The 12,373-nt window shown below is 39.0% G+C and carries 10 protein-coding genes; 2 read left to right on the top strand and 8 right to left on the bottom strand.

Going from position 1 to position 12,373, the window contains the following annotated elements:
• Nucleotides 1-337: 337 nt before the first annotated feature.
• The 5 genes from GM920_RS07960 to GM920_RS07980 all read right to left on the bottom strand — a co-directional run bounded on the left by GM920_RS07960 (nt 338) and on the right by GM920_RS07980 (nt 3,669).
• Nucleotides 338-1,048: an SPFH domain-containing protein gene (locus tag GM920_RS07960; RefSeq protein ID WP_182955494.1), complete on the bottom strand. Its 711-nt coding sequence runs from the start codon at nt 1,046-1,048 to the stop codon at nt 338-340.
• Between the two features lie 3 nt (nt 1,049-1,051).
• Nucleotides 1,052-1,240, bottom strand: a complete 189-nt coding sequence (locus tag GM920_RS07965) for a hypothetical protein (protein WP_182955496.1) — start codon at nt 1,238-1,240, stop codon at nt 1,052-1,054.
• Nucleotides 1,241-1,384: 144 nt separating this feature from the next.
• A complete protein-coding gene (locus GM920_RS07970; protein ID WP_182955499.1) occupies nt 1,385-1,690 on the bottom strand; it encodes a hypothetical protein in 306 nt (101 codons plus the stop codon).
• A 114-nt stretch (nt 1,691-1,804) separates the two neighbouring features.
• The gene (locus GM920_RS07975) at nt 1,805-2,407 is read right to left on the bottom strand and encodes a GNAT family N-acetyltransferase (RefSeq protein WP_182955502.1); all 603 of its coding nucleotides are present in this window, start codon (nt 2,405-2,407) and stop codon (nt 1,805-1,807) included.
• 38 nt (nt 2,408-2,445) lie between these two features.
• Nucleotides 2,446-3,669 carry an erythromycin esterase family protein gene (locus GM920_RS07980; protein WP_182955505.1) on the bottom strand — a complete coding sequence of 408 codons (1,224 nt, stop codon included), beginning with the start codon at nt 3,667-3,669 and terminating at the stop codon, nt 2,446-2,448.
• A gap of 408 nt (nt 3,670-4,077) precedes the next feature.
• Between GM920_RS07980 and GM920_RS07985 the strand changes: the two genes are divergently transcribed.
• Nucleotides 4,078-5,577: an acyl-CoA dehydrogenase gene (locus tag GM920_RS07985; RefSeq protein ID WP_182955508.1), complete on the top strand. Its 1,500-nt coding sequence runs from the start codon at nt 4,078-4,080 to the stop codon at nt 5,575-5,577.
• A 118-nt stretch (nt 5,578-5,695) separates the two neighbouring features.
• Nucleotides 5,696-9,667 carry a Pls/PosA family non-ribosomal peptide synthetase gene (locus tag GM920_RS07990; RefSeq protein WP_182955510.1) on the top strand — a complete coding sequence of 1,324 codons (3,972 nt, stop codon included), beginning with the start codon at nt 5,696-5,698 and terminating at the stop codon, nt 9,665-9,667.
• Between the two features lie 74 nt (nt 9,668-9,741).
• Here GM920_RS07990 and dinB read toward each other — a convergent pair whose 3' ends face one another.
• The 3 genes from dinB to GM920_RS08005 all read right to left on the bottom strand — a co-directional run bounded on the left by dinB (nt 9,742) and on the right by GM920_RS08005 (nt 12,201).
• Nucleotides 9,742-10,839 (bottom strand): DNA polymerase IV, encoded by a 1,098-nt coding sequence (gene dinB, locus GM920_RS07995; protein WP_182955512.1) that lies wholly within the window; start codon nt 10,837-10,839, stop codon nt 9,742-9,744.
• A 97-nt stretch (nt 10,840-10,936) separates the two neighbouring features.
• Nucleotides 10,937-11,113 (bottom strand): hypothetical protein, encoded by a 177-nt coding sequence (locus GM920_RS08000; RefSeq protein ID WP_062547595.1) that lies wholly within the window; start codon nt 11,111-11,113, stop codon nt 10,937-10,939.
• A 224-nt stretch (nt 11,114-11,337) separates the two neighbouring features.
• Nucleotides 11,338-12,201 carry a sigma-70 family RNA polymerase sigma factor gene (locus GM920_RS08005; protein WP_182955513.1) on the bottom strand — a complete coding sequence of 288 codons (864 nt, stop codon included), beginning with the start codon at nt 12,199-12,201 and terminating at the stop codon, nt 11,338-11,340.
• Nucleotides 12,202-12,373 lie beyond the last annotated feature (172 nt).

Raw genomic sequence — 12,373 nt, forward strand, 5'->3', positions numbered from 1 at the left:
CTTTGGATTCAAGATCTTTTTTATCATAGCCTTCCGGGGCTATATTCTTCTCTTCAAGGTAGATGTTCAGCATCTTAGCTTCTTTCTCTACTTTGGTTAACTCAAAATAATCAAGGATACCTTCTGGTAATAATAAACTGATAAGGGTTTCTGCAGCGTCACTCAAAATGAAAATTCTCGGTTGGTTTACAAGTGCAAAAGAAAGAGTTTATTTCATTCCCCCCAAGAATTCCGCTTGATCCTAAATCAGGGATCAATCGCAATACTTGTGGACCAAGTCCATATTTTCGATTTAAGATCCAGCCTCAATCACCTCATCAAGACTGGATTCAATATTTTACTTCTCTTCAACTACCTGTTCATCTTTATGAACCGTCACTTCAACCTTAGTTGCACCTGCACGGGCAGATGACACTGCCTTCCCAATTTCAGTCAAGCCTTTTGATTCGTAAATCTTCATCGCTGTCACCACATCAATCGCCTGCCTGGTCTGCTCTTCTGGAATTGGTACAAAAGAAAGAAAGTTTAAAGTAACTCCTTTAGATTTCAAAAGGTCATTTACATTTTTAAGCAACTCTGCCTCAAATTCATTTTGATTGAAATCAACAATATCTTCATTTAACAGAAGATCCCTCGCAATTTCCTTAATTCTTTTATCTATCACTGAATTTTCAGCAGTTTCATAGGCTTTAGAACTATTAACCTCGCTATCGCTGTCACTATTCATTTTCCCCAGGTATTTAGCTTCTCCTATGTACAGTTTAGCATCAGTAATAGAATAATCATAGGTTACTTCAATTTTTGCCATTACACGATTTTTAAATGCACTTTTAAAAACGCTCTCGCCTTGCATTGGATAATCCGGCACTGTTATTTTATAAGAGCACATACCAACTCCTTTAGGAACAGTTTCCCCTGCTTTAATCAATTCCCAGCTTACACCGCAATTACTGGTATAAAGGGTTTGTACATTTGATTGCGCACGGTCACAAGAAGAAAGGAATAGCGCCATAAGGCCAATAGAGGTGGCAGTTAATAAGTTTTTCATCGTTTAGTTGTTTTTTATTCGTTTGATTAATAGGCCAGAAATGTAAATCACTACACCTGGACACAGGGCAGCAATAATACTAAAGAATAAACCAGCACTGGCATAATATCTACCGACAAGATAAAACTGATACCAGAAATTGATCAGCGCGATAGCAATTAAGACTATCAGAATATAGAGCATTATTTTCATAGCTCTAATTTATAATTTTTGATCAAATTCCTGTTGACAAAATCTTCCTAAGCCAGGAAACACATTAATAAAGAAGGCAATAGGGTATTCTGCCACCATATGATTGTATAGTAACTGCAGTAAAACGAAAGAAATAAAGATATTTTAGTAACTAGGCTCCGTAGAGATTAAATGCTCCTCTATAGATTTAATCAATTGATCATTAAAACCTGGAGTATTCAACTCCTTCAGGGGAACATCCATATCCAGATACTTACCATAAAAACTTTTCACCATCAACTTCACCTGATCAGAACGATCGTCTGGATGCCCACCCACTTTATCAGAATACTTATCAATATGGCATATGTACAGGTAATGATTGCCATTATCTTCAAAACTTTTAATGTTTGAATCCAATTTATTTGGATCGATTTCTAAATTTATTTCGAGCTTTTCTTTTTTCTGCATCACTTATGGATATTTTCCTCTATTACTGCCAATTTACACATTCTATTCCAAGCCAAAAGCTAAAAGAACTACCTTAAAAGGGAACTTACCTTCAGCTGACAGAATAACGGAAAACTAAATCAATTTGTCTTTCAACAATTCTTTTTTCCCATTAAACCATTCATCCTTAAGCATACTCAGCACAGCAGAATCTCTTCTACCCCCATCAACTCGATAGCCATTGCTTCTTAATACCCCTTCAAAAGTACAACCAAGCCCTTTTATAGCCCTCATACTTCTCTCATTGCGAGCATCTAAACGGAACTCCACCCTTTCCATCCCCATTTGCTCAAATACAAATTCAAACAATAAATATTTGCAATGTTTATTTAAACCTGTACCCTGAAATTCCCTACCATACCAAGTATGCCCTATAGATAAACACTTATTAGATAAGTCAATATCATATAAACGGGTAACCCCTGCGTATTGCTGCTTGATCTTATCAAACACTATAAAAGGATAAGCCAGCCCATTTTCTTTAGCTATCAATGCTTTTTCAATAACTTCTTTCATCCCCCTTTCACTTCCCGCATTTTGCGAGGAATAAGTCCACAATTCCGGCTCATTAATCGCAAAAGTCTTCAAATGATCAAAATCTGAAATCTCGAGCGGGCGTAACAAAACATGTTCATCTTCCAGGATATAATCTGTTTCAGGGTCAAAAATATATAGCATAGTTTAAATATTATTGGATAAAACTACAGAAAAGAGGCTTATTTATTAGCGCTAGTCTCGTTAAAATAAAGGATTAAATCAAAGTTCTTTGCGACAACCAAAGGGTAAACAGCTGGCTGCTCCTGCCCTCCAATCAACCGCATATCATGCTTTTTAGAGAAAAAGGAATGGAGTACCGGAATTTCAATTGCCTCATTTACGTCCAACACAAAATTCTTGAATTTGCACTGTTTAAAATAAAATTCAAATGATTTTGGCTTCATCAATTCCGGGTAGTAAACAGACTTCAAGCTAAAACCCTTCCCCTCTTTGACAAAAACATTCGCATTTCCATGATTAAAATCAGTAGCGATCACATAGTAATCAGGCCCATATTTTTGTTGCAGATGCGCACCCATAGTCGGGAAGCCATTTGTAGTTCCCTTATAAAGATGCAAATTGTGCGCCCAAAGCACCAACTGCTTTTGAGGGGTGTTTTCTAAAATCCAACTCACATTTTCCGCCAAATATTCATCACGATACCCACGATTTTCTTTTCCATACCTGATCAACTGCTGCTCCAGTAAATTAATCTGATACTGGTAATTTTTTTTTGGGGAAACTTCAGGGAGCTTTGCTGCACGTAAAACACCTAACATTCCTTTTATCGAGGAAATATCAGCAGCTGTCAGAAGTGCATATTCCTTTTTCCAAAACCTTACCATTTCCGCCTTAATTTCCTCAGGAAGATCAGGGCCAGCATCCAGCAATTCTCGAATCACACCAGCAAATCCCCTTGCTTCCAGTCCATAAATATGAACCCGTTCCGACATGGGTTTTTCCATATTATAGGCCTTCAACCAAATCAACATTCGTTTTGTTTCAGCAACCAAGGGAAATCCACCATTCTTTAGCATCATCTCTTGCTGCTTTCCATTAATATACTCATCCAAATATTCCACAGAAACAAAGTCACTTTCAAAAGCGATAGCCCTAAAGCCCAATTCCAAGACCAGAAAACGAATCAACTTATCTTTATATTGAAAAAATTCATGGGTTCCATGCGTCGCCTCGCCCAAAGCTATGATCCTTTTAGACTTTAGGCCTGTTTTCAAAAATTCCAATTCCTTAAAACCACTATCTGGATCTAAGGAACCAATCGGCCTAATCACCTGATTTAAGTTCTCAATAATTACACTTGTTTGATCCTGAGCATGCAATTGCCCGAATGAAAATAAAAGAATCAGGGGCAAATAAGTTATTCTTAACAACGAGATCATCATGCTTATGAATTTGAATCAAAATATGACAATAATTTATGAACTACACAAATAATTTTCATCCCTTACAGCAATTCCAATCCAAGTTATTATGCTATTCCGTTATTTTTTTATAATTTTAACCTATTAAATAGGCATAAACCGTATATTTCGGTACTATCCTGAGCACAATGAAACGAATTTTCGTTTTTATTCTTGCTGAGATTAGATTAAACAGCTGTGTAAGAGGGAATAGGGACCTTCGCATCCATAATAAATCAAATCAATGTGACCGTGATCATTTTATGTTTCGTGGGATTGTCATTATTTTGAATTTGATGTTCAGCAAAAATTGTTTATTATTTATAAAGATTCTAGATAAATATTAACTTATTTGCTTAACGATCTTTTTAAAATACTTGTATTCTATATATGACATTAACCGACATCAAGTTTTCTGATTATATCAGAGACTTCGAGCAAACATTGAAACACTTATTCCATGTTCAGGCAGACATTGATCAATTGAGTCTCGAAAGAGGCCTGCCACCAGAAATTCTTAAAGGAATTATGGATCAAAAACCACTTTCTGTAGCTATTCCTACCGAATATGGCGGCCGTGGAAGTATCGTTAAAGAATGTCTTGGCCTTCTAGCCGCAGCTTCTTATGAATCTTTACCCCTATCCTTAACTTTTGGAATCAATATCGCACTTTTCTTAGAGCCTGTTTCAAAATATGCAGATGAATCTGTTAAGAAAGGCATCTTTGATAACTTTTTAGAAAAAGGACAAATGGGTGGTCTGATGATCACTGAACCTGATTATGGTAGTGATGCCTTGAACATGAAAACAGCTAGCAAAGCGGTTCCTGAAGGTTACCAGATTAAAGGCACTAAACATTGGCAAGGCCTTACTGGCATGGCTGATTATTGGATCATCGCCGCAAGAAACGAAAATGAAAATGGAGATTTAGGTAGAGATATCGATTTCTTCCTTTGTGACATCACTAAACCAAAACAGGAAATTGTAGTAGAGGAACTTTACGACAATCCAGGTTTGTATATGATCCCTTACGGATTAAACCAACTTGACCTTGTTGTCCCAAAAAATTTCAGATTACAACCAGAAACCACCGGCATCAAAATGATGTTGGACATTCTTCATAGAAGTAGAATGCAATTTCCTGGTATGGGGATGGGATTCATTAAAAGAATGTTGGATGAAGCTATGCAACATTGCCGTACCCGAATCGTGGGCGCCGGTAATTTAATGGCCATCGACAATGTACAATTCCAACTTTCAAGAATTCAGTCTGCCTATACCATCTGCTCAGCAATGTGTGCTTATAGCAGTGAGATCAGTGGAATTGAACACAATTTAGCTATGGAAGGCCTGGAAGCCAACACAATGAAAGCTGTAGTGACCGACTTGATGCAGGAATCTGCACAACTATTGGTACAACTTTCTGGAGCAAAAGGTTATAGAACCAGTCATATTGGTGGTCGTGGAATCATGGATAGTCGTCCATTCCAGATCTTTGAAGGATCAAACGAAATGCTGTATAACCAAGCAGCAGATATGATCACCCGTTTAATGAAGAAACAAAAACAGTCAAATCTTTTTGATTTCCTTGCTGAATTTAAAGTCACTGCTCAACCTGTTGCCTATTTTAAAAAGGAATTGTCTTTCCAACTATCGGAAAACCTCTCTCAACGTAAAATGGTAGACCTTGGTAAAATCTTAACAAGAGTAATCTGTATTGGATACGTCCTTAAATTACAAGAAAAAGGTTACAGAAAAGATCTGGTTGAAAACTGTATTACAATGGTTAAACAGGAGGTTTCAGCATTAATCGCATCTCTTCAATTCGAAAATAAGGTAACTGCAATCGATGATTACTCAAGGGAAAGCTCTTGGCTAGATTTCGCATAACCAAATAAATCATAACGTCCAAAAAAGACATTCATCGAAAGATGAATGTCTTTTTTGTTTTTAATGGTTTTATCAAAAAATTTCGGTTATTTAGGTCAAATTAAATTACAACGTGCTCATGAATTCAAAAAGCATTGTTATCGGCAATATTCGTCCCGAATTCACTAGAGACGAGACTATTGGAGATATTATCAGGGCTGCCGTAGCAGTACATCCGAATAAAACTGCATTAATCTTTAATGAGACATCGCTAACCTATCAACAACTAGACATTTGGAGTGATGCCGTAGCCGTTTTTCTTAATGACAAAGGAATTGGAAGAGGCCAAAGTGTGGGATTATGGTGGCCAAGAAGTATGGAATTACAGGTCGCAATTTTGGGAATCGCAAAATCCGGTGCCGCTTATGTACCACTGGATAGAGAAATGCCCGCCGACCGTGTCCATACGGTCATGCAGGAAGTCGGTGCATCTGCCTGTTTCAGCGATGCATTAGACGAAGGATCTTGTCAAGTATTTCGAATTCCAACTTGTCCAGACTTCAGCCTCCCCTTTACCACCTATCAAATACAAGCCCTGCCAGACGACCGTGCTTACGTATTATATACTTCCGGAAGTACAGGAAAACCTAAAGGAATTCCGATCAGTCATCGCCAGATTTGCCATTTGATTCGTTCAGAACAAAGTGTAGTTAAAATTCTACCAGAAGACCGTGTATATCAAGGCTTCTCAGTGTCATTTGACATGTGGTGTGAAGAAACCTGGATCAGCCTTTCTGCAGGCGCAACAATTTGGGTCGCTGATGCAACCACTGCTAAATCTATTGATGAACTGAGTGATATATTTAGGGCTCAGAAAATTACAATTCTTCATGCTGTACCCAGCCTTCTGGCAGTAATAGACGACGATATACCTACACTCCGCCTGATTAATGCTGGTGGTGAGGCTTGTACCAGTCAGGTTTTGAACCGCTGGAGCAAACCAGGTTATAATATATTTTACAACAGTTACGGACCAACCGAAACGACGGTCACCTCCACGATGATCCCGCTTAGGCCAGGAGATCTAATTACTATCGGCAATCCATTACCCAATTATAACCTTGCCGTAGTCAATGAACAATTTGAAATCTTACCATACGGTGAACAAGGACAATTGATTATTTCTGGTCCCGGAGTGTGTGATGGCTATGTGAACCGCCCAGACCTCACTGCAGAGAAGTTCCTGACCAAACCAGATTCACTTCAAGAGCTCCCTGGAGATCGCATCTACCTGAGCGGCGATGCGGTGATCATGCAACCCGATGGCAGTATCGACTTCCGTGGCCGTCTGGACGACCAGGTCAAACTTCGGGGATACCGTATCGAACTTGGCGAAATTGAAGTTAAACTGAATGAACTGGAAACAGTTTCCGCCGCCGCTGTAGCCCTAAAAAAAGACGCAAACCAACAGGATCAGTTGATTGGATACGTTTCCCTTAAAGCAAACGTTTCATTTAATGATCATGAAGCCAGAATGCAACTCGCAAAGGTCTTACCACCTTACATGGTTCCATTAGTACTGGTGGTTATGGACAAAATGCCACGCCTTCCAAGTGGAAAAATCAATAGAAAGGAGTTGCCAGTACCTCAGATTTTACTGGAAGCTAAACCAGAAGAAGAAATTATCATTCATGCCGATGATAATGTAGAAACAAAGGTAATGGCTGGGTTAAAACATCTTTTTCCAGGAAGAACCATCAGTCCTGAAAATGACTTTTTTATGGATCTGGGAGGGCACTCTCTATTGGCGGCATCTTTTTCTTCCTGGCTAAGAAAAGAAGCAAACATTAAACAAGCTTCCTTAAAAGACATCTATACCAATCGCCCCATCAGTAAATTGATCCAAACCTGGACTGCTGCTGCAGAAAAACAAAGCAGCCCAAAAGACAAAGAGCCTTTTCATAAAATATCTTCTCTACGTTACTGGATTTGCGGCATTGCACAAGGCTTCTCATTATTGGTGATTTATGCACTTTTTGCAGCACAGATCTTTGTCCCTTACTTAGGATATTATTACCAACTGGCTAAAAGTGAAACCGATAAAGGTGATACATTTTGGGCAATTATTACTGCACTAGTCCTATTTTGCCTCATCGCTCCTACGTTCTCACTCTTAAGCATTGTGATGAAATGGCTGCTGCTTGGCAAAACAAAAGAAGGTGATTATCCACTCTGGGGAACTTATTATTTCCGCTACTGGCTGATCAAATCGATACAACGCTTAGTTCCGCTGCAATTTATGAATGGTACCCCCCTTTATCCTTTTTATTTGAGGATGATGGGCATGAAAATGGCGCCAGACTCTCAAATCAGCTCCATTACTGTAGGTATGGAAGATTTACTTGAAGTAGGAAGTGACGTAAGTATCAGCTCAGGAGTGGTCCTTAACAATGTGGTCGTCGAAAATGGCCTGCTAAAACTAAGAAAAATAAAAATTGCAGACCATGCCTACATTGGCAGTGGGGCAGTTATCTCTGGAGGAACTACCATTGACGACTGGGGCGAATTACAGGATCTGAGCCATTTACAAGCCGGACAACACATTCGCGAAGGGGAAGTCTGGAAAGGAAGTCCTGCAGAACCAATAGACAAAAAACGTCCTGAGGATCTTCCGCAGCCTTTAATTGTTTCTGGTTTCAGAAGAAAGTGCTTCGGCCTGCTTTACACAATATTACTGATACTCTTCCCCATCGTCATCTTATTGCCTTTATTACCTGTAATCGAAATGTTGAATTATATGGACTCGATAGCTCCTGATTATAATTTCAATTATTTCATTCATATTCCAATGCTTACCGTGGTTTATCTGGTCATCTATGGCCTGGAAACGGTTTTACTGTCCAGGTTATTATTATACAAAATGAAACCAGGTACCTATCCCGTTTACGGCTGGATTTATGTCAGAAAATGGTTATCTGATCAATTGATTTCCACCTCATTAATCGTCCTTCATCCGATGTATGCAACCGTATATATCTCTACCTTTTTCAGGATGTTAGGTGCTAAAATTGGTAAGAACACAGAAATTTCTACCGCCAGTAATGTCACACACACTTTATTGGAAATTGGAGATGAATCCTTTATCGCCGATGCCGTTACACTGGGAGAAGAAGATATCCGTGGACAACAACTGATTTTAGATAATACTCGCGTTGGTAACAGAAGTTTTGTAGGTAACAGTGCATTGATCCCTCAAGGTTATGACTTGGCAGACGACATGTTGATTGGTGTACTTTCTACCCCGCCAACAGCAGAGCAACTCAAACAATCCAACGCTAAAGACTGGTTTGGATCACCCGCTATTGCTTTACCAAAAAGACAGAGCAGTGGTGACTATCCGCCTGAATTAACAACAAACCCGACCTGGGGTAGAAGAACTGCACGCCATATCATTGAAGGAATAAGAATTATTCTGCCTGAAACAGTCATCATTTGCTGTAGTGTATTATTTATTGCGTATTGCCATGACTTGGTGAAAGACCGAACCCTATGGCAAATCTTAAAAGAAGCACCTAAAGTTCCGTTTTACTACCTGTTTTACATGGGAGGCCCAGCGTTACTAGTCACCCTGTTCCTCAAATGGACCACTGTTGGGAAATTCAAAGCAGAACAACATCCGATGTGGACGCACAAAGTTTGGCGCAGTGAGGCGAACACCACCACATACGAAGCCTTAGCTGTGCCTTTTTTACTGGAATTCATGAAAGGCACACCATTTTTACCAATGATGCTAAGCTTATTTGGTGTGAAATTCGGAAAAAGAGTTTGGTTAAACACCACCGACATCACAGAACATGATATGGTCAGCATCGGTGATGATACGGCTTTAAATGAAGACTGTGGCCCACAAACCCATCTTTTTGAAGATAGAGTCATGAAAGTAGGTTCCGTAACAATAGGCGCAAGATGTAGCATTGGCTCAAGGTCGATCATTCTTTACGATAGTGAAATTGGAGATGATGTTAAATTAGAACCACTTTCCTTAGTCATGAAAGGTGAAAAATTAGCCAGTGGGACAGAATGGACAGGAAGTCCAATCAGGTTAACCTAGCCCCAAATAACAGCTACTCCAGGGTAGCTGTTATTTTTTCAAAGAAAAAACAACCCGAATACATGCTTTGGAAATTAAGGAAAAAGCCTGGACTGATACCACTCCCCCTGCTCTCTTGTACTATTGAAATTAGAAATAGAAACACCAAGTAACCTAACCTTACCATCATCCAGATCAGTAGCATCTAACAGGGATTTTGCAACTTCTACCATCGTTTCCAATTCCGTAAATGCCGCGGGAAAAGACTTACTTCTGGTGATTTGCCGAAAGTCACTGTACTTAATCTTGATGGTTAAAGTTCTCCCAAACAACTGATAAAGACTCATTCTCTTAAATACGATCTCCGCAAGACGGGCCAATTCCTGATACATCTCTTCTCTCTCACTGAGGTCATAAGAGAAAGTATCTTCAGCTCCGATGGACTTTGTTTCCTGATTTGGCTCCACCTTACGATGGTCAATACCACGAACAATCTTGTAAAAAAAGTGACCACTCTTCCCAAAAAGATAAACCAATTCCGCTTCCGTCAACTTTTTTAAATCTGCACCTTTATGCAATCCCCTGATTTTCATCTTCTCTGCAGTTACTTTCCCTACGCCGTGAAACTTCTCCACAGGTAATGCAGCGATAAATCGCTCCACTTTTGATGGGCCTATAAAAGTCAAACCATCAGGTTTGTTCATATTAGAAGCGACCTTTGCAACAAATTTATTAATAGAAACCCCAGCAGAAGCAGTTAAGTTCAACTCCGTTTTTATAGCCGCTTTAATTTCTTTGGCAATATCAATTGCAGAACCGATCCCTAACTTATCTTCAGTGACATCCAGATAGGCTTCATCGAGTGATAAAGGTTCAATCAGATCCGTATATCTACTAAATATCTCGCGGATTTGCTTGGATATCTCTTTGTAAACTGCAAATCTTGGGTAAAGAAAGATCAAATGGGGACATAAACGCTGTGCTTTTTTAGATGACATGGCAGAATGTACACCAAACCTTCTCGCTTCATAATTTGCAGTAGCCACTACACCACCTCTTCCATCAGGAGAGCCACCAACAGCAACAGCCTTTCCTGCTAAGCTTGGATCGTCTCTTTGCTCTACAGAAGCATAGAAAGAATCCATATCAATGTGTATGATCTTACGTAATACGGGTTGCGCTGTAGAATTCATAAGCTTGAGGTCCTAAAATTAGAAAATAAAAACCTCAATAGCTATAAATGAGAAAGGCCCGCATTAAGCGGGCCTTTCTCATGACATTAAAAGTAGATTACTTTGTGTTTTTCTTCTCAGTCACTTCAGTACGGATGTCCTGAGCAAGGCCTTTTAAATCTTGCATTGCTTTACGTACTCTTGTACCAGCTGCACCGTTACCTGAATTATAAAATTTGTCTGCATCAGCTTCAACGCTTGCAATAAGTTCTTTAAGTTTCGAGAATTTTTCCATGTTTTTCTTTCGTTTAAGATTTTAAATATATGATATAACGCTTTAAAGTTAATAATTATTGGATTTCCACCAAATGAATATTTAAGGATAGCCCTCTTTTTTTTAATAAAAACGCCCTTTTTTTCACAAAACCCTCATAATAGGCTATTTCGTTTAAATAAAACAGCCCAATCTTTAAACAAAACGCGACTAAACCAAATTTAAAAAATCCGCTTATTTCCCCCTTAATCGAGGTATTCTCTGATCAATTCTGATTTTGGACTATTGCGCAGCGTCTTCAAAGCCTTATCCTTTAACTGCCGAAGTCGCTCTTTACTCAGATCGAAAATAAAGACCATATCATCTAATGTAGTCTCTGTACAATCATGTAAACCATAATAAAGTGACAGAATCTTCTGCTCTCTTTCTGGTAAAATTACCAGGCATCTTTTTATATCCTCAGCTAAGGATTCCTTCATCAGTTCGTCGTCTGAGGGCTTCACAGTACTGGAAGCAATTTTATCTAACAAACAGAAACCACTTTCTTCATTAATTGGTTTATCTAGAGAAATAGAGGGCAATGCACTCTCCTGATGTTCTAAAACACGCCCCTCTTTAAAACCAATCTCCGCTGCAATTTCTTCTATCGTAGGCATTCGTTCGAGCTTTTGTTCTAAGCGCATCGCAGCTTTATTGATAGTCGCATTTCCCACGAGCTGGTTTCCTGGCAAGCGAACCATTCTTTGCTGATCAGAAATCGCAGATAAGATCGCTTGCCGGATCCACCACACCGCAAAAGATATAAATTTAAAGCCCTTTGTATGGTCATAACGCTTAGCTGCCTTAATCAAACCAATATTACCTTCACTGATCAAATCTGAAAGCCGGACTCCTTTATCCTGATATTTCTTGGAAACAGAAATCACAAAACGAAGATTGGCATTAACTAACCTTTCCAATGCGGCCTCATCCCCTTCAGCAATGCGCATAGCCAGTTGGATTTCCTCATCGATTTTCAACAATTCAAATTTTCCAAGCTCATTTAAATACTTCTCCAGGGAATCTCTTTTTCTGTTGGTGATGCTATTTGATATTTTTAAAGCTCTCATAAAACGGATCCATAATTAATTTTACAATTGATTTTCAACCTCCTGCGCGTCAAACCTGAATAACTCAGGCGCTTAAAATCCTCTAGACAGCTTACATTTTTAAAGAGCGTAAATCTATCCTAAACCAGCATCGCAAATAAAGTTCGACTGCCCGGTTTCCAAATAAAAACCA

The organism is Pedobacter gandavensis (genome assembly GCF_014172405.1).
GTDB classification, from domain to species: Bacteria; Bacteroidota; Bacteroidia; order Sphingobacteriales; family Sphingobacteriaceae; genus Pedobacter; species Pedobacter gandavensis.

What these genes read in the sequence shown, in the direction of transcription:
- GM920_RS07990 (WP_182955510.1), top strand. Translation starts at nt 5,696, where the DNA reads ATGAATTCAAAAAGCATTGTTATCGGCAATATTCGTCCCGAATTCACT.
- GM920_RS07970 (WP_182955499.1), bottom strand. Translation starts at nt 1,690, where the DNA reads ATGCAGAAAAAAGAAAAGCTCGAAATAAATTTAGAAATCGATCCAAAT.
- GM920_RS07975 (WP_182955502.1), bottom strand. Translation starts at nt 2,407, where the DNA reads ATGCTATATATTTTTGACCCTGAAACAGATTATATCCTGGAAGATGAA.
- GM920_RS07980 (WP_182955505.1), bottom strand. Translation starts at nt 3,669, where the DNA reads ATGATGATCTCGTTGTTAAGAATAACTTATTTGCCCCTGATTCTTTTA.
- GM920_RS07985 (WP_182955508.1), top strand. Translation starts at nt 4,078, where the DNA reads ATGACATTAACCGACATCAAGTTTTCTGATTATATCAGAGACTTCGAG.
- GM920_RS08000 (WP_062547595.1), bottom strand. Translation starts at nt 11,113, where the DNA reads ATGGAAAAATTCTCGAAACTTAAAGAACTTATTGCAAGCGTTGAAGCT.
- GM920_RS07965 (WP_182955496.1), bottom strand. Translation starts at nt 1,240, where the DNA reads ATGAAAATAATGCTCTATATTCTGATAGTCTTAATTGCTATCGCGCTG.
- GM920_RS08005 (WP_182955513.1), bottom strand. Translation starts at nt 12,201, where the DNA reads ATGAGAGCTTTAAAAATATCAAATAGCATCACCAACAGAAAAAGAGAT.
- GM920_RS07960 (WP_182955494.1), bottom strand. Translation starts at nt 1,048, where the DNA reads ATGAAAAACTTATTAACTGCCACCTCTATTGGCCTTATGGCGCTATTC.
- dinB (WP_182955512.1), bottom strand. Translation starts at nt 10,839, where the DNA reads ATGAATTCTACAGCGCAACCCGTATTACGTAAGATCATACACATTGAT.